The organism is Acinetobacter sp. CWB-B33, from assembly GCF_039655955.1.
GTDB lineage: Bacteria > Pseudomonadota > Gammaproteobacteria > Pseudomonadales > Moraxellaceae > Acinetobacter > Acinetobacter bouvetii.
This window is the reverse complement of the sequence record NZ_JAGFEU010000002.1, coordinates 34,236-56,084: the sequence shown is the minus strand read 5'-3', so window position 1 is coordinate 56,084 and position 21,849 is coordinate 34,236. Positions and strand designations below refer to the sequence as shown.

Here is a 21,849-nt window from a genome sequence, read left to right as displayed (position 1 = left end):
CTTTTTCAATCCTAAGCAGTAAAAAGCCAAACATTTAACGTTTGGCTTTTTTATGCAAGGGACAGGCTGCGGAGGTTAAATCTGCACGCAGCATCACAGCGGAATAAACCGTGCAGACTGCGACAGCAGCACGGCAACGGCAATAAACCCCATAATCGTGCTGAGCACCAGCGGCGCTAAAGCCTTTTCTCCTAAACCGTAATGCTGCGCGAAGATGCCGAAAGCGACTGGCATGGGAAGCGCCGCCAGCAATGTGCCGACAAAGAGCATTTCTGAGCTGGCATTCAGCAGCCGCAGCAGGCTGAAAATCATCAATGGCATCAGCACGACTTTCAAAGCTGCCAAAGCCATGCTTTGCAGATTTATCGCATTCAGCTTCATGCCGGCTAAACTGCCGCCAATGACAAACAGCGCCAAAGGCGAAGCTGTTTTTCCCAGCATTTCCAGCGCTTGGACAACAGCGCTGGGCAATTTCAGCTGCAGCAAGACACAGCCAAGGCCGATTAAAATCGCAAGGATCACAGGATTCTGCAGCAGCCGTTTCAGCAGAATTTTAAATACAGCGCCTTGCTGAGGCAAACTCAGGTGCTGCCCTCTTTCTGCCAAAAGCAGCATCAAGGTCAAAATCAGCAGGTTTTCAATAATTAAAGTTAAGGAGAGATAAACAGCGGAATGGCTGCCCAGCAGCAGGGTCAAAATCGCGGTACCGATAAAACCGGTATTGGACATGGATGCGCCCATGGCCAAGACACTGGCATGGGTCATCGACTGGATGAAAAATTTCCGGTACAGCAGGTATGTCAGCACAAACATCAGCAAAGAACCGCCGCCATAGCCAATGAAATAGGCCGGATGCCAAATTTCCGCTAAGTTTTTGCTGGCCAGCGCCTGCACCAAAAAAGCCGGCAAAGACACCTTCATAACAAACTGGCTCAGCGGCTGAATATGCCCTGAGGCGATAAATCCGCTTCTGACCGCCCAGTACCCCAGCAGCGCAATCAAGCAAATTGGCAACAGCACATTCGCCAGCACGGCATCTTCCTTATAACGTGTAATTAATCACCGCTCAGCGGCTTTGATCATTTTGAACAGCCACTTTTTCCCGCGATAGCGGGCACTCAAAAGCGGCATAAAAAGAAATTGAGTGTTCAAAACATCTTAGCGCTCAAAAGGCTTAAATAAATCGCGCAGTCCATGCGGCTGACAGCGTAAATACTGCGGCGCCACTGCAACTGTTTCTCCCAGTTCGGCAGCGGCATGCCAAGGCCAGCGCGGATCATACAGGATTGCGCGGGCAAGGCCGATGGCATCCGCCTGCTCATAATGCAGAATGCCTTCCGCCTGCAAAGCGTCCGTAATCAAGCCTACAGCAATGACTGGAATGCTGAGCTCTTGTTTAACCGCGGCGGCAAATGGCACTTGATAGCCTGCATGCAGATCAATTTTCTGCTTAATATGCAGCCCGCCGCTGGACACATGAATATACGCTGCACCGAATTGTTCCAAAGCTTTCGATAAGCCCACGGTAGACTCGACATCCCAGCTGTCCGCATCATCTATCCAGTCTGTCGCAGATAAACGCACACCAATGGGATAGCCGGCAGGCACCGCGTCTTGCATGGCCTGAAATACCTCCAGCGTCAAACGGATGCGGTTTTCAAAGCTGCCGCCATACTCATCGCTGCGCTGATTTGACAGCGGCGACATAAATTGATGCAGCAAATAGCCATGCGCTGCATGCAATTCAATCAAATCAAAACCGGCATCTACAGCCCGCTTGGCAGACTCTGCAAAATCAGCAATGACTGTCTTAATTTCATCTGCCGTCAGCGCATGCGGCGCATGATCCGCCGGATGAAACGGCAGATTGCTGGCGGAAACTGTTTGCCAGCCCTGCGTGTGTTCAGGCGCCAGCTGGCCGCGGCCATCCCAAGGCTTATCGGTCGAGGCTTTGCGCCCTGCATGCGCCAGCTGAATGCCGAACGGCATCGGTGAAAGGCTTTTCACTTTCGCCAGCAGCGCTTTCATCTGCGCACGCTGCAAATCATTCCACAGGCCCAAATCTGCATAACTGATGCGCCCTTCCGGCTGCACTGCAGTCGCTTCTACAATGCACAGCCCGGCACCGGACAGCGCATAATTCGCCCATTGCTGCTCATGCCAATACGTCAGCTCACCCTGTTCATTGGCAGAGTATTGACACATCGGCGCAATCACAATTTTATTGCTCAATTGCAACTGGCCAAATTGAATAGGCTGAAATAATAACGCCATGCAAATCTCCTTACTGCCCTGCTTGATCTAATCTTTAGTGCTGTTTTTAATTAAAATGCTTTGGTGACACTCAATCCTGCGCTCCAGTTCAATCCATCCGCAGGTTCAAAAAAGCGCCCATTGCCGTCATTCACAATGACAGAGCCGACATAGGTTTCATCAAATAAATTGTCAGCCCTTACATACGTCCGCACTTTCCAATCCGCTTGCTTCCACACATAGCCGGCATTGGCGGAAACTACGGTATAGCTTGGCGCAGCGTCACTGTTGGCATCATCGACATAGACTTTATCCATATAGCGCACATCTACGCCTGCGTTAAATCCTGTTTCCGGCTGCCAGCCTAATGTAGCGAACGCTTGGTTTTTGGCAATGCCGGGAATTTTAGCGCCGGATTGAATACCGGCAGTATTGCCGTCAAATTCAGCATTAATGTAGCTGTAGCTGGCTTGTGTACTCAAATCACGCCAAAGGGTTTTATTCCAAGACAGCTCTGCCCCTTCACGCAAAGTCCTGTCGGCATTTTTAAATGTGGCGCGGCCATCAATCGTGCCTGCGGAAACAATATCATTCTGTGTTTTGCTTTGGAAAACCGCCGCCGTGAAATTGCCCCATGCATTTTGCGCTTTAACACCCCATTCATAATTGTCACTGCTGGCAGGCAGCAAATTGAAATTCATACCATCGTTGGCTGAATAAGCCATCTCCGTAAAGGTGGGCGTTTCAAAGCCTTTGGCATAGCTGATATAGCTGCTGACATTGGGTGTGATGGCCCAGTTTAAAGCTGCCGACGGCAAGACTTTGTCATAGTCGGTTTTGCCGCTGTCATCACCGTTGCCGGCCTTAATATAATGATCCTTTGATTCATAATGCACATTGCTGTAGCGCAGGCCGGCATCTAAAGTCCAAGCCGGCAGGAAGTTCCACGAGGCTTGCAGGTATGGATCTAGATTCCATAGGGTATTATTTTCATCACGGCGCAAATTGCCCTTCACACCATAATTTCCGCCGGCATCAAAGTTTTCATAGCCTTTGCGGTCTTCATCCATAGAGTCAAAAGCCAAACCCGCAGTAAAGCGGGTATTCGGCAGGAGTTCTTTGCCCGTCCAGCGCAGATCTGCCCCGTAGTAATCACGGCTAAAATCAATCACACCGCCCGCATGGCGCAGATTGGCCTGTGTGCTGCTGGGAATTGACTGATACTGGACCACATCCCGCTGCCCAGCATAGGCCATGGCATACAGCTCATTTTGATCATTCAGCAGCTTGCTCCAGATCAAGCCTGTCTGCGTCTGAGTAATGTCCTTGCGCACATCAAACTGCTTTAAAAAGGGCACTTGCTGTTTCGGATTTTCCTGCCACTGCGCGCGGGTCAAGCCCTGCGGATCATCGGCATGAATATCCACATGGTTGACAATCCAGTTAACCTTAGAGCCATCTTCCAAGTCCCACGTGAGTTTGGCATTGCTCAAGACTTTTTGAGCGGCACTGTGTTCACGGTAGCCGTCCGTATCAAAATATGATGAACTGACCACATAGCTCGGCTCATTGGCCTTGTCTGCGCCGCCTTGCGCGACCACATCCACGCGGCTTTTATTGTGGCTGCCGCCGGAATAGCCCAGCTCAATCGAGTCTTTGCCTTCACCCTGCTTCGTACTGGTCAAAATCGCCCCGCCGGAAGAATTGCCATACAGCGACGAAAACGGCCCGCCCAGCACCTCTATATGATCCAGGCTGCTGAGGTCAATATTTGAAGTCTGTCCCTGGCCGTCCGGCATGGTCGCTGGAATGCCGTCGACATATAAGCGGATGCCGCGTACGCCAAAGGTAGAGCGCGCGCCATAGCCGCGCATAGACAGCTGCAGGTCCTGCGCATAATTTTCACGGTTGTTTAATTGCAGTCCCGGAACACCTTGCAGGGTTTCGGTTAAATTTACGCCGATATTATTTTGATGATTCTTTTGCTCTATGCGGTAAACAGAAGCCGGTGTATTCAGCCAAGCGGTGTCTGTCCGGGCAGCTTCTATTTTAATGACGGGAAGCAAAACAGGTTCCGTAGAACCTGTTTCTGCATATAGGCTTTGGCAGATGCTTGCCGTCAGTCCAAGTAAAGTCATTTGCATAGGAAGATTCAACGCTTTACTTGTCATCAGGTCACCTGCTTTTCAGCTCATTAAAATGTAACTTTAGAGCTTAAACCAATTAAGAAGGCATCATCAACTTTGTTTGTAGAACCTGGGTTAACCACATACTGTAAATTTGGACGCAGCATGAGCCATTTAGCTGGGTTGTAGCTGTAATTCAGTTCAATATTGTATTCAGCATGCGCGTCATATTGCGCTTTGCCTTCAGAAAAACGGTCATTCACATGCACACGGTTTAGGCCCAAGCCAATATAGTCATTTGGCAATGCTGCAAACAGGCCCACATATTTCAAGCCAATTTGCTGTGAATTATCCACCTTATTGGTGATGCGGTCATGCCAAGTAAAGTTTGCAAAGCTATGCAGCCCCTGTTTGCCTGCGCCCGTTGAAGTCAGCTGCTGTTCCACTGCCAGCCAGCCGGCAAACGTACGGTCTTGCTGCTCGCCGGTTTGAATGTCTTTTTGGTTTTTAACTTCATCGGCGGTATTGTACATGCCGCCGACACGGTAGCTGCCCGGCAGGCCATTCACAAAGGATTTCGGTGTCCAAATCAATTCCACAGGAATCGTTACACCGTCTGCATTTTTGGTATCTAAATTCCAGCCGTGGCGTTCCAATGCATTTTCCGGGTTGTATTCATAAACCCCCACTTGCGCAGCCACTTCAGGAGCCGCTTGATATTTCACGCGTCCGCCCCATTGAGAAACCGGCGTATTCATCCAGATATTGCCTTGCCATTTGCCCATTTGCGCCGCGCAAAATGCATTGCTTTGGAAATCACAGGCCATGACATTAAAGTCCATGCCCAAACCTAGGCGGCCGGCTTTAATGCTGATGCCTTGTTCCTTAAAGTTCTTTTCAATGGACAGTTCAGACAGGCGGCTTTTTTGATTGCCGCGGCCAAAATTGGCTTGCACATTGGCCCACTGCGGCGCCGAAGGATCCTGCAAATCATCCAATGTGGTGCTTTGGCCTTGGCGCGCCGTCATCACGGCGCGTACAGTCACGCCATTCCAGCCCGCCAGTTTTTCCATATCGAATTGAGTGCCTAACCACAACTGGCTGGCCACTGTTGCAGAATGCCCTGCGTTGCGGCCGCCATCCGCCAAATACGCCGCATCAGCTGCGATATTGGCTTCAAATTTCACGCCTTGCTGCGCTAATTCGCTGCGTTTGCCGTCCCAATCGCCCAGCATATACTGGCCTTTGGTGTCGAAAGGCTGCTGCGCCGCTTGAGTTTGGGTCATGGCTGCCATTAAAAATGCCGGCAATAGAGCTAGACTGAACTTGTTCATTGGAAAAACCTGAATGCAATAACTTAATGTTTTCAATTCAATAAATTGAAATTAAATGAATAATTACATAATTGTTAAATTTTTAATCTGCAAAATTTTTATCATTTGCTAAACTTTTAGTTATTACTTTCTTAATTTTAATAACTTAATATTAAGTGCTATCTATTAATTTTAATATTTATCAGAAACTTATTATCCTCCTATTTTTTTAGTCGCTCAGAGCCGCCGCAATCATATCTTTTAAAAATTAACTATGCAGACTATTTTTTTAGGAAAAACAAAAAAGCACTAGCTTTTACATCCATTTCGAAGCTTGCAATCCCTGCCATTCAGCCCGATATTAAGCGTATCCACCACAGCTCTGTCCACCCAATGCCTGAATTACCCGAAGTTGAAACCACCAAAACCAGCCTGCTGCCTTTGCTTGATCAAAAAGTTTTAAAGGTGGAGGTTCGCCAGCCCAGCCTGCGCTGGCCCATTCCAGAAGATATTCAAAAGCTGGCTGGGCAAAAGCTGCTGAAGCTGACGCGGCGCTCTAAATACATTTTGGCTGAATTTGAGCAGGACAGCATGCTTTGGCATTTAGGTATGTCCGGCAGCTTTAGAATTTGCGACGGTCATGAAGAACTGCGCAAGCATGACCATTTGATTATCCAGTTTGAAGATTTGCAGCTGCGCTATCATGACCCTCGGCGTTTTGGCTGCATTCTTTGGCTGAATGCAGACTCACAGGTCAAACTCATTGACACCTTAGGGCCAGAGCCCTTAAGCGATGACTTTAATGCCGAATATTTATTCAGCAAATTCAAAACTAAAAATACCGCCGTTAAAGTCGCTATGATGGACAATCACATTGTGGTCGGCGTCGGCAATATTTACGCGACTGAAAGCCTGTTCAATTTAGGCATTCATCCGGCGCAGCCTGCCTCAACTTTAAGTTTTGCGCAAGTTGAAAAAATGGTGATTGAGATTAAACGCATCTTAAAACAGGCTATTGATTTAGGCGGTTCAACCTTGCGTGATTACAGCAACGCCATGGGCGAAAATGGCTATTTCCAGCAAACCCTATTGGCCTACGGCCGCGCGGGTGAAATGTGCATCAACTGTGAAACGGCTTTAGAAAATTTAAAGCTTGGACAGCGCGCATCGGTATTTTGTCCGCAATGCCAGCCTTTAAAAAAGGTTAAAATAGCCAGCAAGAAAACCCTGAAAGGAAGCAAAGCATGAAGTCTGCGATTGTCCGTCACATCTTGGTCAAAGACAAAGACCTGTGTGAACAGCTGAAAAAGAAAATCAAAGCCGGCGCTGACTTTGCCAAAATCGCCAAACAGCATTCGACATGTCCTTCGGGTAAAAAAGGCGGCGAGCTCGGCGACATTAAAAAAGGCCAGCTGGTCGGCCCAATTGATAAAGCGGTTTTTACCCTGCCTGAACGCGAGCTGCATGGTCCAATCAAAAGCCAGTTTGGCTGGCATTTGCTGGAAATTAAGTTCAGAATGGATTAATTCAGCGGTTCAAACCGAATATTTTTAAAAACGTCAAAACACGATGCTTAAAAAAAACCAACGCAGCAATTAAGCTGCGTTTTTCATTTCATAAACCCATGCGGATTTCTGTTCGCCGGACTCCAGCTGAATCATCACCTGCACCCGCTGATACTGCATGCCTTCAAACTCATCCAAAGCATCCCAGTGCTGCTTTAGTTTTTCCGTACTGAAACAATAATCCTTAATGACTAATGCTGCCGGAATGCTTTCTCATCGGTCATAAATATTGCTATTTTTTTTAAATATATATTTAAGACTTACAAATATATAAAATACTATTACCATCACTTTTGTATTCAAACATCAATCACAATAAAATCTAAATAGGAAAAACTCATGGGAAACTACTATAATTATCGTCTGGGAATACTCGGGGAGCGCTTTGCAATACCTGTTAGAGAAAAACAAAAGATTATTCAGGAAATGTATGATGATCCACTAATAGATCCATTTAAAGAAATGATGCAAGCTATCACATTAGATGGGCAAACAGAACAAGAGACTAAATGGAATAACTATTCATTGCATTTAACGACTTTTAGTAAAAAATACCCTGAGTTAAAATTTGTTTTAGGATTCTCTGAAGTAAATGACAGATATAAAAGCAATGAAAATTTTATTTTATTTCATAAAGGAACAAATCAATATTTGGAACGGAAACAAGGTACAGATGATATTGTCGTCGGCAATATAAAGACGAGCGCATGGTATTTATTTCTATCCGATGCTGTCATACTTTTTAAAGATAAAAATGATTTTTTAGCTCAGGTGATTCAACAACAGTTTGAAAACAATACAATCATCATCATTCCATTTAAATATTACGATTCTTTGGATGATGCGAAAACAGGACTTGATAGAAAGACTGTTTTTTTTAACAGCGAAGTAATTTTTGATCATTTGGATACATTATTCCCTGAATTTGAAAGTATTGGCGCCGCATTAAAAGTTACCTTTCCATCAGGTCAGTTTGCATTATTTCTAGATGCCGCTGAAACATATATCTTTGAATCAGGTTTATGCATCTGACAAAATGCCAAACGGCACATAAAGTGCCGTTTGGCATTTGTCTATTTACAATTACTGACGTTTTTTCAATTCATCACGGATTTCACGAAGCAGTTCAATATCTTCTGGCGTAGCTGCTGGCGCTTCAGGCTCTGCAGGCTGCTGACGGCGCATTTTGTTCATAATTTTCACCAGCAGGAACACCACCCAAGCCAAAAGCAGGAAGTTGATTAAGATGGTCAAGAAATTACCGTAGGCTAAAACATTCAAGCCTGCGTCTTGCGCTGCTTTTAATGTATTCAGGTTATTGGGATTATCGCCCAATACCAAGAACCAGTTTGAATAATCCACATCACCGCCAAGTATCCAAGAGATCACAGGCATGATGATATCTTTCACCATGGAATCAATAATCTTGCCGAATGCGCCGCCAATGATCACACCGACAGCTAAATCCATCACATTGCCTTTTACGGCAAATTCTTTAAATTCTTGAACAATACTCATCTTTATCTCCAGCCAACATTCGATGCTATTCTTTATTAAATTTTTTAAGTGATTTACATCACCAATTGTAATGTATAAGCATATTTAATTCCTTGTAATTTACTCGGAAAATATCCGCTTTAATATACAGCTTTGCGAATTCTAAACAAAAAAAGCCATCAATCACTTGATGGCTTTTTTTTAATGATGCTGCGCTCTTAAGCGCAGTTTCACTTTTAAATCTTATTTACCAGAACGGTTACGCTTACGTTCGTTTTCAGTCAAGTAACGCTTACGGATACGGATTGACTTCGGTGTTACTTCAACTAATTCATCATCTTCAATAAATTCAAGCGCTTGTTCAAGCGTATATTCAACCGCAGGAACAAGAGTCAACGCATCATCAGTACCAGACGCACGTACGTTTGTTAACTGTTTCGCTTTCGTTGGGTTCACAGTCATGTCGTCAGAACGAGAGTTAATACCCACGATCATGCCTTCATAAACTTCTAACTGCGGTTTAGCGAATAGACGGCCGCGGTCTTGAAGTGTGAACAATGCATAGCCCAGGCAAGTACCTTGAACCATAGAAATCAGCACGCCGTTTTGACGCTTCGCAACAGTACCTTGTTTCATTGGACCGTAATGCGAGAAGCTTGACGTCATGATACCAGTACCAGAAGTCATGGTCAGGAATTCAGAACGGAAACCAATCAAGCCGCGTGAAGGAACAGTTGCTTCAATACGGATACGGCCTTTACCGTCAACTTCCATATTGGTCATTTCGCCTTTACGGTGACCCATTTGTTCCATTACAGAACCTTGGTGCTGTTCTTCAACGTCAAATGTTACGTTTTCGTACGGTTCTTGCATTTGACCGTCGACTTCTTTCAAGATTACTTGTGGACGAGATACGCCCATTTCGAAACCTTCACGACGCATGTTTTCAATCAGAACTGAAAGATGAAGTTCGCCGCGGCCAGACACTTTGAAACGGTCTGGACTGTCAGTATCTTCTACACGCAATGCAACGTTATGAATCAATTCACGGTCTAGACGTTCACGGATGTTGCGTGAAGTTACGAATTTACCTTCTTTACCGGCAAACGGTGAGTTGTTTACTTGGAAAGTCATCGATACTGTAGGTTCATCTACAGAAAGTGGCGGCAATGCTTCAACATTTTTCGGATCACAAATGGTGTCAGAGATATGAAGTTCATCAATACCAGTTACACATACGATGTCGCCTGCTTGAGCAGAATCTACATCAATACGCTCTAAACCATGATAGCCCATGATTTTTAAGATACGGCCGTTACGAGTCTTGCCGTCTTTATCAATCACTGTTACAGGTGTATTCAAGCCAACTGAACCGCGCTGAATACGGCCAACACCGATAACGCCTACGAAGCTGTTATAGTCTAATGAAGAAATCTGCATTTGGAATGGACCATCAACATCAACTGCTGGCGGTTCAACAATGTCTACGATTGTTTGGAACAATGGCGTCATGTCATCTGCAAGTTCTTCTGGAGAAGGACCAGCAACACCGCGAAGGCCTGATGCATAAACAACCGGGAAGTCTAACTGTTCGTCAGTACCGCCTAAGTTATCAAACAAATCGAATACTTGATCGATTACCCAGTCTGGACGCGCGCTTGGCTTGTCGACTTTGTTGATAATCACGATTGGCTTCAAACCGCGCGCGAACGCTTTTTGCGTTACGAAACGCGTTTGCGGCATTGGGCCTTCTTGAGAATCGACAAGAAGAAGTACGCAGTCAACCATCGACATTACACGTTCTACTTCACCGCCGAAGTCAGCATGTCCCGGGGTGTCCACGATGTTGATGCGGTATTCAGTATCAGTACGCTTATCTAACCATTTGATCGCAGTGTTTTTTGCAAGAATGGTAATACCGCGTTCACTTTCAATAGCGCCCGAATCCATTACACGTTCGATCTCGCCTGCGCGATCACCAAGAGCACCTGATTGCTGTAAAAGTTTGTCTACAAGAGTCGTCTTACCATGATCGACGTGCGCAATAATGGCAATGTTACGGAGAGTTTTGATATCTGACATGTAAATTCGATACGCCTAAAGTTTGAGGGCAAATTATACAGAAAAAATATAAATTTTAGTAGTGACAGTTTATTGACAGACTCATTTTTTTGACCAGCAGCATGTTTTTTGGGTTTGTAAAGCTGTGTAATCAGATTAGAATAGCGCCACCTTGCCTTAATTTGCCCTGCACATGTCTGATTTAAATCAATCTCCCAGCCCCAAAGATCAACTTGATTTAGTCTATGGACTGAATGACCGTCCGAAACCTCTTGTTGCATTTCTTGCTGCATTTCAGCACTTATTGGCGATCATTGTACCCATCGTCACGCCTGGCCTGCTGATCTGTTTAGCTTTAGGCGTGTCCAAAGAAGACACCAATATGATTCTTTCCATGTCATTGGTGATCTCAGGCATTGCCACTTTTTTGCAATGCAAAAAGGTCGGCCCCTTTGGCGCAGGCCTGCTGATCGTTCAAGGCACCAGCTTTAACTTTATCGGCCCAATTATTGGCATCGGTTCAGCGATGGTTGCGGCAGGCACGCCTGTTGAAGCTGTCATGGCCTCTATTTTTGGCGTAGTGATTGCGGGCTCATTTATTGAAATGGGTGTTTCGCGCATTCTTCCCTGGGTGAAGAAACTCATTACACCGCTGGTTACGGGCATTGTTGTGCTGTTAATCGGCTTGACCCTGATTAAGGAAGGCCTCATCAGCATGGGCGGCGGCTATCAGGCCATGAGCGATAAAACCTTCGCCAATACAGACAATTTAATTATGTCCTGTACGGTTTTAGCATTAATTATCATCCTAAACCGTGTGCGCATCACTTGGGTAAAAAGCTCCGCTATCTTAATCGCTTTAATTGTCGGTTATGTTCTTGCGGGCTTTATGGGGCATCTAAATTTCTCAGGCTTAGAAGATGCGCCGCTGGTGCAAATTCCAACACCAATGCACTTTGGCTTAAGCTTCTCTTGGAGCTTATTCATTCCCATGGCATTCATCTATCTGGTCACCTCTTTGGAAGCCATTGGCGACATTACAGCGACTTCTAAACTGTCAAACCAGCCTGTAGATGGCCCAGAATGGATGCAGCGCATTAAAGGAGGCGTCTTGGTGAATGGTGCAAACTCTTTGCTTGCCGGTTTATTCAATACGTTTCCAAGTTCTGTATTTGCGCAAAACAATGGCGTGATTCAATTGACTGGTGTTGCCAGCCGCTATGTCGGCATTTGGATTGCAGCGCTGCTGGTCATTCTTGGCTTATTGCCAGCCGTTGCAGGCGTGATTCAGGCTGTGCCGCAAGCAGTGCTGGGCGGCGCCGTCATGGTGATGTTTGGCGCAGTGGCTGCTTCAGGCATTAATATTCTTTCAGGCATCCATTTAGACCGCCGCGCTCTGCTGATCATTGCGATTTCATTAGCGTTAGGCTTGGGTGTTGCGCAAGTGCCGCAAATTCTAGAACACTTGCCTGAACTGTTCCGCAATATCTTCAGCTCCGGCGTCGCTACTGGCGGCATTGCAGCCTTGCTATTAAATATTATCCTTCCTGAAACGAAGAAATAATTTCATTTCAGTATGCACGGCGCCCAGCATTGTCTGGGCATCGTTTTTACTTAGGAGTAACAATCAATGGATCCAAGAAGTGAAGTGGTTCTTCGGCAGCAGGATTATCTGACGGGTTCTGTACTTTTTGTCAATGCGCCATGCGATGAATTGCAAGCGCATTTGCCTTCACAGGTCGATGCCCAGTTTTGGACATGGAATTACAACGAATCCCTGTACTTTCAGAAGCAGCAGGCCCCTATTCATTTTGGCATCGAACTGCCTGAAGCCGATTTTGAACAGGCGGTCATCTTTGTTCCCAAATCAAAAGAACTGCTGAATTATGTGCTGCATAATGTGCTCAGCCGTTTGAAAATTGGCTCATCTGTTTTTTTAGTCGGTGAGAAAAAAGGCGGTGTGGAACGCGCAGCTAAACAGCTGCTGCCTTATGGCAGCGCCATTAAACTGGACAGCGCGCGCCATTGCCAAATGTGGCAATTGACCAGCAGCATCCGTACAGAACTGAAGCCGCTTGCAAGCTGGGTGCAGGAATATACAGTCCCTACCCCAAATGGCGATTTGAGCATTTGCGCACTGCCGGGTGTCTTCAGTCAAAATAAATTGGATGTCGGCACAGCTGTTCTTTTGCCTTACCTTTCAAAAGTAACGTCAGGGAAAATTGCTGATTTTGGCTGCGGTGCAGGGGTCATCAGCGCCTATCTAGCCAAACTGAATCCGAAAAACCGCATTTTCGCACTCGATGTGGATGCATTTGCTTTAGCCTCTACACAGCTGACTTTTGAGAAAAATAATCTTTTGCCAGAACAGCTTGAGATTAAGGCAGTCAGCGGCATTGAAGATGCGCCGCTATTTTTGCATGCCATCGTCAGCAATCCCCCATTCCATCAAGGCATACATACCGATTACAATGCCAGTGAAAATTTATGCAAGACCTCGCGCCGCCACCTGAAATCAGGCGGTGAGCTGTGGATCGTTGCAAACCGTTTTTTAAATTATCCTGTATTAATTGAGCAAAATTTTGGTCAGTGCATTACAAAAACGGATCAGCAAGGCTTCAAAGTGCTCTTCGCCAGCACTCAAAAAAATCTTAAGGAACAACGATGAGCGAAACCTCTCAACCGGCGCATCTTCAGCGTAAGCTTGGCGCCCGCCATCTGAATATGATCGCAATCGGCGGTTCTATCGGTACAGGTTTATTCCTTGCTTCAGGTGCAACCATTGCGAATGCCGGCCCAGGCGGCGCTTTATTGGCGTACTGCCTCATTGGCGTGATGATTTACTTCCTCATGACCAGTTTGGGCGAATTGGCGACACACAACCCGACTTCTGGCGCTTTCTTCACTTACGGCACAAAGTATGTTGAAAGCGGCTTCGGTTTTGCGCTGGGCTGGAACTACTGGTACAACTGGGCTATTACCGTGGCTTTTGAACTGGTTGCGGTACAGTTCATTATGAAATTCTGGTTCCCCGATATTCCAGGTTTCTATTGGAGCGCCATCTTCCTTGCTGTCGTGTTTGGCATCAATGCGTTGTCGGTAAGAGGTTTTGGCGAGAGCGAGTTCCTTTTCTCCTTAGTTAAAGTCCTGGCGATTATCATTTTTATTGTGATTGGCATTTTTATGATTTTTAAAATCATGATGACGCCTAATGTCAGCGTTTTTGCAAACTGGACCAAAGGCGAAGCGCCTTTTGTTGGCGGCTTATCCGCCCTCATTGGTGTCGCCATGATTGCCGGTTTCTCTTTTCAGGGCACCGAAATGGTCGGCGTGGCGGCTGGTGAATCTAAAGACCCGCAAAAAACCATTCCTATTGCGATCAAACAGATTTTCTGGCGCATCCTCTTGTTCTATGTGGTGTGTATTTTCATTATCGGCACACTGATTGCATATGATGATCCGCGCTTATTGCAAGCCGCATCCAGTGAAAATATTGCGCTGTCGCCTTTCACGCTGCTGTATGAAAAAGCCGGTTTTGCCTTTGCCGCCGGGCTGATGAATGCCGTGATTTTAACTGCAATTTTATCTGCCGGTAACTCAGGCATGTATTCCTCTACCCGCATGCTGTTTGATATGGCGAAAAACGGCAGCGCGCCCAAAATTTTCTCCAAATTAAATGCCCGCGGCGTTCCAATGAATGCGTTATATGCAACCACGGTAATTGCGGCGCTTTGCTTCTTAACCACCTTCATTGGCGAACAAGCGGTCTTTAACTGGCTTCTGAACATGTCCGGCATGTGCGGCTTTATTGTGTGGCTGGGGATTGCCGTATCGCATTACCGCTTCCGCAAAGGATATTTAGCGCAAGGCCATAAACTGGAAGATCTTGCATACCGTGCGAAATTCTTCCCTTTCGCGCCTTGGTTTGCCTTTATTCTTTGTGCCATTGTGGTATTGGGCCAAAACTATCAAGCCGTTCTGAATGGCGATTTATTAGGTGTCATTTCAACATACATCGGCATCTTCTTATTCTTAGCGATTTGGCTAGGCTACAAGTGGAAATACAAAGCCAAACTGGTGTCTTACCAAGCGATGGATGTTCGCCCAATGAACATTGACCGCGAGTAATTCCATTCCCGGATTACGCTTAGCGCTTATAAAAAAACAGTCTTCGGGCTGTTTTTTTATGTACAGCATAATCGATCTGCACTCTGTAAGAGCATAACCTGCTGACTGATTGATTCAGCTACAGTACCAACAGAAACCTTGATCATCGATAACAATGGCCAGCCAATAGATTGCTTTTTGACACTTCACTACAGTTTTAATACCGCCGCTGGCACAGCATCAAAAACGATCAAATTACAAATCACGCGTTCATCTATTGCGTCAATCCATGAGTGATTGCCAGCTGAATCAAAAAAATGCCTCGAGGCATAATTACAACGCCTTCTTCTGCATGCTGTATTTGCCGAGAAGCAATGCATCTGCATCTAGTTTGCCGCTTTGTTTCGCTGTTTAAACGCCATATTGATGAAGCCATGCTGAAAAATCATCTGCACAGCAAAAAGCCCGCAGTTAGAGACTAGTCCTGTAAAGGTTTAGCCAGCGCTAAACTCACACTCAACCTGCCTGTTCAATGACAACGGCTAAAATCATTCTAAAAATAATAAGCAATAAAAAAGCAGCCTTACGGCTGCTTTTTAGATCAGTTCAATAATAAATTATTGAGCTTGTTGACCTTCTACAACAACTGTACGGCTGCCAGAGATAGTCGCGAATACACGACGGTTCATAGCACGGCCTTCTTTAGTGTTGTTGTCAGCAATCGGTTGATCCCAAGCGAAACCTTGAGTAGTCAAACGAGATGCATCAACGTTGTATTCATTTACAAGTGCAGATTTAACAGAGTTAGCACGAGCCAATGACAAACGTTCGTTCAATGCGCGTGGACCAGTGTTATCTGTGTGGCCTTCGATGCGAGCAGTAGCGTTTGGATATTCAACTAACTTCTCAGCAACTTTAGCGATTTCTGGCTTGTATTGATCTTTGATGTTTGATTTGTTTGTATCAAAGAACACACGAAGTTCCATGTTCAGATCTTCAGTCAACTCTTGTGGAGCTGGAGCTACAGGAGCTGGAGCTACAGGAGCAACTTCTACCACTGGAGCAGCTGGTTTCAAGTGACCGCCAAGAACTACGTTAAGACCTGCCAAAGCAGTGTAGTTCCAGAAATCTTCGTCGATATTGTAAGTCGCGCGAGCTTCAGTACGTAGAGACAAAGCATCGTTTAAGCGCCAGAAAGCACCTAGGCCAGCATTACCTAAAGTACCTTCTTCCTCTAAACCGCGAGTATCACGGCCAGCAGCTGAATCAAGTTCGTATTTGTAGTGACCAGCACCTAATAATACGTATGGCTTGATTTTGCTGTCGTAGTTTTTAGTGATCAAATCAGAAGTAGCATAGAAGTTACCGTTGATTTGAGTTTGTTTGTATTCGCCTTGGTTTTGATCTGAATCACCTTTTACTTGGTTGTATTCAGCTTCAAAGCCTAACCATGGAGTTAGTTCAACACCAAGCGCAGCGCCAACGAACAAGTCGTCTTGAAGCTCTTGGCCGCCATTAGTCAAGTTGCCACGGCTGTTGTTGTGCTCAGAATCTTGGAAAGTGTAACCAAGCATTAATGGAGTAACAGTTACGCCTGCGTTTGCAGCTGCTAAAGGAGCAGCTACGAGCATTGCTAATGCAATACGACTCATTTTCATGGATTTATCCTCCAGAGATAAAAATTGTTGTTCAAGCTTAAGCCTAAATAAATTTGGCTATCCTGAGATAGGCTTTCTAATACCCCAGTTTTATTTTTAAGCTATTCACGTTGAATCATACAAACACTTTATTCTTTTTCCAAGTGCTTGATTAATCTAATCAAGTAAATTATTGACAAAATTACTTACAATTTCCGTTGTAATTCGGTAATTTTTTACTCAATTTATTCTTGTGAATCGCCTATTGTCACTTGCCTTTATTTTAGCAGTTTTATCAATTCTTGAGTAATAAAATTAACTGCTCTGTATAAGCAAGCATCAAAACCCTTTACTAATACCACGATTTTTATAAAAACAATATATAACAACAGGTCTAATTTCATGTTTTCTCTAATAAAAAATGGCTTTACATTATTTGAGCTCATAATTTCAATTGCTGTTTTAGCCATCATCACTACAATCGCTTTGCCGCATTTTCAACAGCTCATGGCCGAACAAGAAGTTAAGTCAACTCTTTCCAAACTAGCCTTAGCAAACAGGTCTGCAAAAAATTTAGCGCTTGTGCATCGCGCCAATATTGTGATTTGTCCAAGCAAAACATTGACGCAATGCGAACCTGCAAACTGGAACAGCGGCTTCATTGTATTTATCGATATCAATAAGAACCGGCTCGTAGACAGCGCGGAAAAGGTTTTACAAACCGAAGTGCTCAATCTGAAATATGGCTCTCTGGACTGGAAAGGAACGCTCAGCATCCCCAGCCTTACCTTTCAAGCCCTATCCGGTTTGCCGATTGGTTCAAATGGCGGCTTTTATTACTGCTCATTGATGGGGCTGCCTCATCAAAAATTAAATCTCAGTAAAATGGGACATACACGAATTGAAAATATCAGTGCCTGCTAGAACTCATGGGTTTCATTCTGCACACCAATTGCGCTTTATTCTGTGAGATTTTTCAATATACTGCTCGGGTTAGGATATTTTTTAATTAAAAAATTTAGGAGAAATAACAATGACGGACATCGTAATTGTAAATGGCGCACGTACGGCTATGGGCGGTTTTCAAGGCAGCCTTTCTGGTTTAACAGCGCCTCAATTAGGCGCTGCGGCAATTAAAGAAGCTGTTTCTCGTGCAGGCTTGCAGCCGAACGATGTTGAAGAAGTCATTATGGGCTGTGTCCTTCCTGCCGGCTTAAAACAGGGCCCAGCGCGCCAGGCGATGCGTCTGGCTGGCCTGCCAGATTCTACAGGCGCAGTCACCATTAATAAGCTGTGCGGTTCAGGCATGAAAGCCGTCATGCAGGCAGCCGATATGATTAAAGCAGGTTCCGCCTCTATTGCTGTTGCCGGCGGCATGGAATCTATGACCAATGCGCCTTACGTATTAACCAAAGCCCGTGCAGGCTACCGCATGGGCCATGGCGAAATCAAAGATCATATGTTCCTGGATGGACTGGAAGACGCTGAAACAGGCCGTTTAATGGGTTCTTTTGCGCAAGATATGGCAAATACCAAAGGCTACACCCGCGAACAAATGGATGCTTTTGCCATCCGCTCTTTAAAACGCGCGCAAACCGCAATTACAGAAGGCTATTTCGCCGATGAAATCGTGCCTGTAACCGTTTCTTCGCGCAAAGGCGATGTCGTTGTAGATAAAGATGAACAGCCGTTCAATGCCAACATCGACAAAATTCCGACTCTGCGCCCTGCTTTTGCCAAAGACGGTACCATTACGGCAGCCAACGCCAGCTCAATTTCAGACGGCGCTTCGGCTTTGGTATTAACCTCTGCTGACCATGCAGCCGCCAAAGGTTTAGCGCCGTTGGCTAAAATTGCAGCTTATGCATCTAACTCGCAGCACCCTTCTGAATTTACCATTGCACCGGTTGGCGCGATTCAAAAAGTGTTAAATCAAACTGGCTGGTCTGCCGCAGATGTGGATCTTTGGGAAATTAACGAAGCTTTTGCTATGGTTACCATGTGCCCAATGGACGTGTTCAAACTGGATGCCGACAAAGTCAACATCAATGGCGGCGCATGCGCATTGGGCCACCCAGTCGGTTCGACAGGTTCACGTATTATTTTGACACTGATTCACGCACTTAAACGCACTGGTGGCAAACGCGGTATTGCAGCCCTATGTATTGGCGGCGGTGAAGCGACTGCAGTTGCGATTGAAGTGCTTTAATGCTTTATAGCCTTCCTGAGTAAAGGGCTATTTAGAGGGATTATTCTTTAACCCCCCCTAACCCCTCCTTTAATAAAAATAAAGGAGGGAGACTGAAAATCCCTCTGTAAGAGGGATTTTTTATGCTTACATTTTTTAATAGATTCATCATTTAAAGTTCAGAAAATCGTCCTAGAATTGAAGGGAAACAATAACAAAAATGGATGTTCACCATGCAGCTGAATCACTATCTGAACTTTAAAGGCGATACTGAAGCCGCCTTTAACTTTTATAAATCCGTGTTTGGAGGAGAGTTTTCCGCGCTGATGCGTTATGGCGACATGCCTGCTCAGGAAGGCATGTCCCTCTCTGATGATGATCAGCAGAAGATTATGCATGTCTCCCTGCCGATTAATGAATTTACCGTGCTGATGGCCTCAGACGTCAATGATCAATTCTGCGCTCAAACCAACCAGCCCTTTACCGTGGGCACCAATCACTATATTTCGATCAATTTAGACAGCAGTGAACAGGATAAAGTGAAGCAGCTGTTTGATGCGCTGTCAAAAGGCGGTTCGATAGAAATGCAGCTGGATAAAACCTTTTGGGGCGCACTGTACGGCGCATTTACCGATCAATTCGGCATTAAATGGATGATCAACTGCCAGCTGGAAGAACGCTGATTTCACAAAATAAAAAGCCTCCTGATGGAGGCTTTTTTGTACTCAGCTTTTATGCTTAAGTGCCCGTTTGATAATGCGCTTGAGGCACAGCAGTCGATGCTTGGTAAGGGTTAGTAAAATCACCTAAACCTGCAGCGGCTTCCTGAATGTCCTTACCTTCTTTCACAATAAAGCTGTCAAAGCCGGAACGCTTCATGTAGTTCAATACATCTTTAAACACATCGCCCGTTGCGCAAAGCTCACCTTGGTAGCCTTGACGGCGCAACAGAGCAGCAAATGAATAACCGCGGCCATCATTAAAACCTGCAAAATCAATAAAGATGGTATCTAACTGATCCAGCGGGAACTGATGATCTTCAGGTGAAGTATCAACAGTGACGAACAGGCCTTTTTTACCCGTTATATTCGGCAGCTGATCCAATTGCGCTACCGTCAAAACCACATCGCCTTGCGGCAACGCGCCATCTTTACCAATCACTTGATAAGTATTGTCTGCAACAGAGCCATCTTTAGAGAGGACTTGAAGTGCTGTATTAAGCATATGCACGCTCCTTAAATGGCTGAATGCCGACACGGCGGTAAGTTTCAATGAACTCTTCGCCTTCTGTACGCAAATCTAAATACGTATTCAGGATTTCTTCGATGATGTCTGGAACCACTTCAGCCGCAAATGATGGCCCAAGGATGTCACCAATCGATGCATCATGGTCTGCATTGCCGCCCAAAGTGATTTGGTAGAACTCAGCGCCTTTTTTATCGACGCCTAAAATACCGATGTTGCCGACATGGTGATGGCCGCAGGCATTCATGCAGCCTGAGATATTCAGGTCAATGTGGCCAAGGTTGTACACCGTATCCAGATCATCAAAACGGCGTGAAATCGCTTCCGAAATTGGAATCGATTTTGCATTCGCCAATGAGCAGAAGTCACCGCCTGGGCAGCAGATGATATCGGTAATGAAGCCGATATGCGCACGGGCCAGGTTGTTCTTTTCAAGAATTTGCCACAATTCAAACAGGTCTTTTTGCGGCACATCCACCAGAGAAATATTCTGTTCATGCGTGGTGCGCAATTCGCCAAAGGTGTATTTGTCTGCAAGGTCCGCAATCAGGTTCATTTCTTCAACCGTCATGTCGCCTGGCGCAACACCTGCGCGTTTCAAAGAAATCGTAACGATACGGTAGCCTGAAACTTTGTGCGCATTGGTATTGATGTTGAACCATTGCTTGAATTTCGGCTCAGCCGCAAACTGCGCAGCAAAGTCTTCGTCTGCATAATTTTGATAGTCAAATGGCGTGAAATTTTCATCCATTTTCTTCAAGGTATCGGCATCAATTTTTAAGGTTTTGATAGTATGCGCAAATTCAGCTTCGACTTTTTCAGCAAATACCGCAGGCGTTAACGCTTTCACTAAAATCTTGATGCGCGCTTTGTATTTGTTGTCGCGGCGGCCATGCAAATTATAGACGCGAAGCACCGCTTCTAAATAGGCGATTAAATCTTCACGCGGCAAGAAGTCACGGATAAAGCTGCCGATTACAGGCGTACGGCCTAAGCCGCCGCCGACTTTAATTTTATAGCCCATTTCGCCAGCTTCATTGCGCACGATGTAAACACCGATATCGTGGAATGACGTTGCAGCGCGGTCAATTTCTTCTAATGCAGACACCGCAATTTTGAACTTACGCGGCAGGAAAGCGAATTCTGGGTGGAATGTCGACCATTGACGGATCAATTCACAGGTTGGACGCGGATCAGCAATTTCACCCGCCACTACACCCGCATACTGGTCAGTCGTGGTGTTGCGGATACAGTTGCCCGACGTTTGAATGGCATGCATTTGAACCGATGCAAGCTCTTGCAGCATGTCCGGCACATTTTCCAGTGCAGGCCAGTTAAACTGAATATTTTGACGCGTAGATACGTGCGCATAACCGCGGTCATAGTCTTTTGCCAGCGATGCAACTTTACGCAGCTGCTGTGAATTCATTAGACCATAAGGCACTGCAATCCGCAGCATCGGCGCATAGCGCTGAACATATAAGCCATTTTGAAGGCGCAGCGGACGGTATTCATCTTCCGTCAATTTTCCTGCTAAATAACGTTCCGTTTGATCGCGGAACTGTGCAACACGTTCATTAACCAGTTGCTGGTCAAAATCAGTATATAAATACATGGCGTACAGCTAGTAATTTCTATTATAACGATGCACAGCATAACGAGATTTGATCTATCAAGAAAATGCGTTTTTTACATATTTCATAGCGGTTTTATTGATAAGGATATAGGGATTTCACTGATATAAAGCCTTTCGGCGCTTTTCATTCTATTTTCATCAATATTGATTATTTTATTCATTCTTTAGCATTTTTTTTCATAACAAAAAAGCCTGACGGATCAGGCTTTTTTCAATATGAG

Annotated in this window: 18 protein-coding genes and 1 pseudogene; 9 read left to right on the top strand and 10 right to left on the bottom strand. The window is 45.5% G+C overall.

Annotation, left to right across the window (positions count from 1 at the left end; all coding sequences use genetic code 11):
• Positions 1–93 precede the first annotated feature (93 nt).
• The 4 genes from JZ784_RS06520 to JZ784_RS06505 form a co-directional block, all read right to left on the bottom strand.
• On the bottom strand, positions 94–1,032 hold the full coding sequence (locus tag JZ784_RS06520; RefSeq protein WP_346314302.1) for an AEC family transporter: 939 nt from the start codon (positions 1,030–1,032) through the stop codon (positions 94–96).
• 126 nt (positions 1,033–1,158) lie between these two features.
• On the bottom strand, positions 1,159–2,274 hold the full coding sequence (locus tag JZ784_RS06515; RefSeq protein WP_346314301.1) for an NADH:flavin oxidoreductase/NADH oxidase: 1,116 nt from the start codon (positions 2,272–2,274) through the stop codon (positions 1,159–1,161).
• Positions 2,275–2,324: 50 nt separating this feature from the next.
• Complete coding sequence (locus tag JZ784_RS06510; RefSeq protein WP_346314300.1) at positions 2,325–4,424, bottom strand: TonB-dependent receptor; 2,100 nt, start codon at positions 4,422–4,424, stop codon at positions 2,325–2,327.
• Positions 4,425–4,447: 23 nt separating this feature from the next.
• Complete coding sequence (locus JZ784_RS06505; protein WP_346314299.1) at positions 4,448–5,713, bottom strand: carbohydrate porin; 1,266 nt, start codon at positions 5,711–5,713, stop codon at positions 4,448–4,450.
• A 372-nt stretch (positions 5,714–6,085) separates the two neighbouring features.
• Here JZ784_RS06505 and mutM point away from each other — a divergent pair, with 372 nt between their 5' ends.
• Together mutM and JZ784_RS06495 are read left to right on the top strand one after the other, a co-directional pair.
• Positions 6,086–6,940 carry a bifunctional DNA-formamidopyrimidine glycosylase/DNA-(apurinic or apyrimidinic site) lyase gene (gene mutM / locus JZ784_RS06500; RefSeq protein WP_346314298.1) on the top strand — a complete coding sequence of 285 codons (855 nt, stop codon included), beginning with the start codon at positions 6,086–6,088 and terminating at the stop codon, positions 6,938–6,940.
• Positions 6,937–7,218: a peptidylprolyl isomerase gene (locus tag JZ784_RS06495; protein ID WP_130148026.1), complete on the top strand. Its 282-nt coding sequence runs from the start codon at positions 6,937–6,939 to the stop codon at positions 7,216–7,218. The genes mutM and JZ784_RS06495 overlap by 4 nt, the downstream gene beginning before the upstream one ends.
• A gap of 69 nt (positions 7,219–7,287) precedes the next feature.
• Here the strand turns inward: JZ784_RS06495 and JZ784_RS06490 are convergent.
• Positions 7,288–7,446: pseudogene (locus JZ784_RS06490) on the bottom strand (gamma-glutamylcyclotransferase family protein); the annotation flags it as partial.
• Between the two features lie 150 nt (positions 7,447–7,596).
• Between JZ784_RS06490 and JZ784_RS06485 the strand changes: the two are divergent.
• The gene (locus JZ784_RS06485; protein WP_346314297.1) at positions 7,597–8,289 is read left to right on the top strand and encodes a hypothetical protein; all 693 of its coding nucleotides are present in this window, start codon (positions 7,597–7,599) and stop codon (positions 8,287–8,289) included.
• Between the two features lie 51 nt (positions 8,290–8,340).
• Here the strand turns inward: JZ784_RS06485 and mscL are convergent, their stop codons facing one another.
• Positions 8,341–8,775, bottom strand: coding sequence for a large conductance mechanosensitive channel protein MscL (gene mscL / locus JZ784_RS06480; protein WP_346314296.1), 435 nt, complete (start codon positions 8,773–8,775; stop codon positions 8,341–8,343).
• A gap of 222 nt (positions 8,776–8,997) precedes the next feature.
• Positions 8,998–10,836, bottom strand: coding sequence for a translational GTPase TypA (gene typA, locus JZ784_RS06475; RefSeq protein ID WP_346314295.1), 1,839 nt, complete (start codon positions 10,834–10,836; stop codon positions 8,998–9,000).
• 172 nt (positions 10,837–11,008) lie between these two features.
• On the opposite strand from typA, the gene JZ784_RS06470 reads away from it, so the two are divergent.
• The 3 genes from JZ784_RS06470 (at position 11,009) to JZ784_RS06460 (ending at position 14,943) form a co-directional block, all read left to right on the top strand.
• Positions 11,009–12,379 (top strand): uracil-xanthine permease family protein, encoded by a 1,371-nt coding sequence (locus JZ784_RS06470; protein WP_005007834.1) that lies wholly within the window; start codon positions 11,009–11,011, stop codon positions 12,377–12,379.
• A 66-nt stretch (positions 12,380–12,445) separates the two neighbouring features.
• Complete coding sequence (locus JZ784_RS06465) at positions 12,446–13,483, top strand: class I SAM-dependent methyltransferase (RefSeq protein ID WP_346314294.1); 1,038 nt, start codon at positions 12,446–12,448, stop codon at positions 13,481–13,483.
• Positions 13,480–14,943, top strand: coding sequence for an amino acid permease (locus tag JZ784_RS06460; RefSeq protein WP_346314293.1), 1,464 nt, complete (start codon positions 13,480–13,482; stop codon positions 14,941–14,943). Before JZ784_RS06465 ends, JZ784_RS06460 begins: the two co-directional genes overlap by 4 nt.
• A 596-nt stretch (positions 14,944–15,539) precedes the next feature.
• On the opposite strand, the gene omp38 is transcribed toward JZ784_RS06460, so the two are convergent.
• Positions 15,540–16,580 (bottom strand): outer membrane protein Omp38, encoded by a 1,041-nt coding sequence (gene omp38, locus JZ784_RS06455; RefSeq protein ID WP_346314292.1) that lies wholly within the window; start codon positions 16,578–16,580, stop codon positions 15,540–15,542.
• A gap of 381 nt (positions 16,581–16,961) precedes the next feature.
• On the opposite strand from omp38, the gene JZ784_RS06450 reads away from it, so the two are divergent.
• From JZ784_RS06450 to JZ784_RS06440, 3 genes are all read left to right on the top strand, one after another.
• Positions 16,962–17,483 carry a GspH/FimT family pseudopilin gene (locus JZ784_RS06450; RefSeq protein ID WP_346314291.1) on the top strand — a complete coding sequence of 174 codons (522 nt, stop codon included), beginning with the start codon at positions 16,962–16,964 and terminating at the stop codon, positions 17,481–17,483.
• A gap of 109 nt (positions 17,484–17,592) precedes the next feature.
• A complete protein-coding gene (locus JZ784_RS06445) occupies positions 17,593–18,768 on the top strand; it encodes an acetyl-CoA C-acyltransferase (RefSeq protein WP_346314290.1) in 1,176 nt (391 codons plus the stop codon).
• Positions 18,769–18,980: 212 nt separating this feature from the next.
• Positions 18,981–19,430: a VOC family protein gene (locus JZ784_RS06440; RefSeq protein ID WP_346314289.1), complete on the top strand. Its 450-nt coding sequence runs from the start codon at positions 18,981–18,983 to the stop codon at positions 19,428–19,430.
• Between the two features lie 55 nt (positions 19,431–19,485).
• Here the strand turns inward: JZ784_RS06440 and JZ784_RS06435 are convergent, their stop codons facing one another.
• Positions 19,486–19,971 (bottom strand): DUF934 domain-containing protein, encoded by a 486-nt coding sequence (locus JZ784_RS06435; protein WP_346314288.1) that lies wholly within the window; start codon positions 19,969–19,971, stop codon positions 19,486–19,488.
• A complete protein-coding gene (locus JZ784_RS06430; RefSeq protein WP_130148000.1) occupies positions 19,964–21,607 on the bottom strand; it encodes a nitrite/sulfite reductase in 1,644 nt (547 codons plus the stop codon). Before JZ784_RS06430 ends, JZ784_RS06435 begins: the two co-directional genes overlap by 8 nt.
• Positions 21,608–21,849 lie beyond the last annotated feature (242 nt).

What these genes read in the sequence shown, in the direction of transcription:
- JZ784_RS06450 (WP_346314291.1), top strand. Translation starts at nt 16,962, where the DNA reads ATGTTTTCTCTAATAAAAAATGGCTTTACATTATTTGAGCTCATAATT.
- JZ784_RS06505 (WP_346314299.1), bottom strand. Translation starts at nt 5,713, where the DNA reads ATGAACAAGTTCAGTCTAGCTCTATTGCCGGCATTTTTAATGGCAGCC.
- omp38 (WP_346314292.1), bottom strand. Translation starts at nt 16,580, where the DNA reads ATGAAAATGAGTCGTATTGCATTAGCAATGCTCGTAGCTGCTCCTTTA.
- JZ784_RS06440 (WP_346314289.1), top strand. Translation starts at nt 18,981, where the DNA reads ATGCAGCTGAATCACTATCTGAACTTTAAAGGCGATACTGAAGCCGCC.
- JZ784_RS06460 (WP_346314293.1), top strand. Translation starts at nt 13,480, where the DNA reads ATGAGCGAAACCTCTCAACCGGCGCATCTTCAGCGTAAGCTTGGCGCC.
- typA (WP_346314295.1), bottom strand. Translation starts at nt 10,836, where the DNA reads ATGTCAGATATCAAAACTCTCCGTAACATTGCCATTATTGCGCACGTC.
- JZ784_RS06465 (WP_346314294.1), top strand. Translation starts at nt 12,446, where the DNA reads ATGGATCCAAGAAGTGAAGTGGTTCTTCGGCAGCAGGATTATCTGACG.
- JZ784_RS06445 (WP_346314290.1), top strand. Translation starts at nt 17,593, where the DNA reads ATGACGGACATCGTAATTGTAAATGGCGCACGTACGGCTATGGGCGGT.
- JZ784_RS06435 (WP_346314288.1), bottom strand. Translation starts at nt 19,971, where the DNA reads ATGCTTAATACAGCACTTCAAGTCCTCTCTAAAGATGGCTCTGTTGCA.
- mutM (WP_346314298.1), top strand. Translation starts at nt 6,086, where the DNA reads ATGCCTGAATTACCCGAAGTTGAAACCACCAAAACCAGCCTGCTGCCT.
- mscL (WP_346314296.1), bottom strand. Translation starts at nt 8,775, where the DNA reads ATGAGTATTGTTCAAGAATTTAAAGAATTTGCCGTAAAAGGCAATGTG.
- JZ784_RS06495 (WP_130148026.1), top strand. Translation starts at nt 6,937, where the DNA reads ATGAAGTCTGCGATTGTCCGTCACATCTTGGTCAAAGACAAAGACCTG.
- JZ784_RS06515 (WP_346314301.1), bottom strand. Translation starts at nt 2,274, where the DNA reads ATGGCGTTATTATTTCAGCCTATTCAATTTGGCCAGTTGCAATTGAGC.
- JZ784_RS06510 (WP_346314300.1), bottom strand. Translation starts at nt 4,424, where the DNA reads ATGACAAGTAAAGCGTTGAATCTTCCTATGCAAATGACTTTACTTGGA.
- JZ784_RS06430 (WP_130148000.1), bottom strand. Translation starts at nt 21,607, where the DNA reads ATGTATTTATATACTGATTTTGACCAGCAACTGGTTAATGAACGTGTT.
- JZ784_RS06470 (WP_005007834.1), top strand. Translation starts at nt 11,009, where the DNA reads ATGTCTGATTTAAATCAATCTCCCAGCCCCAAAGATCAACTTGATTTA.
- JZ784_RS06485 (WP_346314297.1), top strand. Translation starts at nt 7,597, where the DNA reads ATGGGAAACTACTATAATTATCGTCTGGGAATACTCGGGGAGCGCTTT.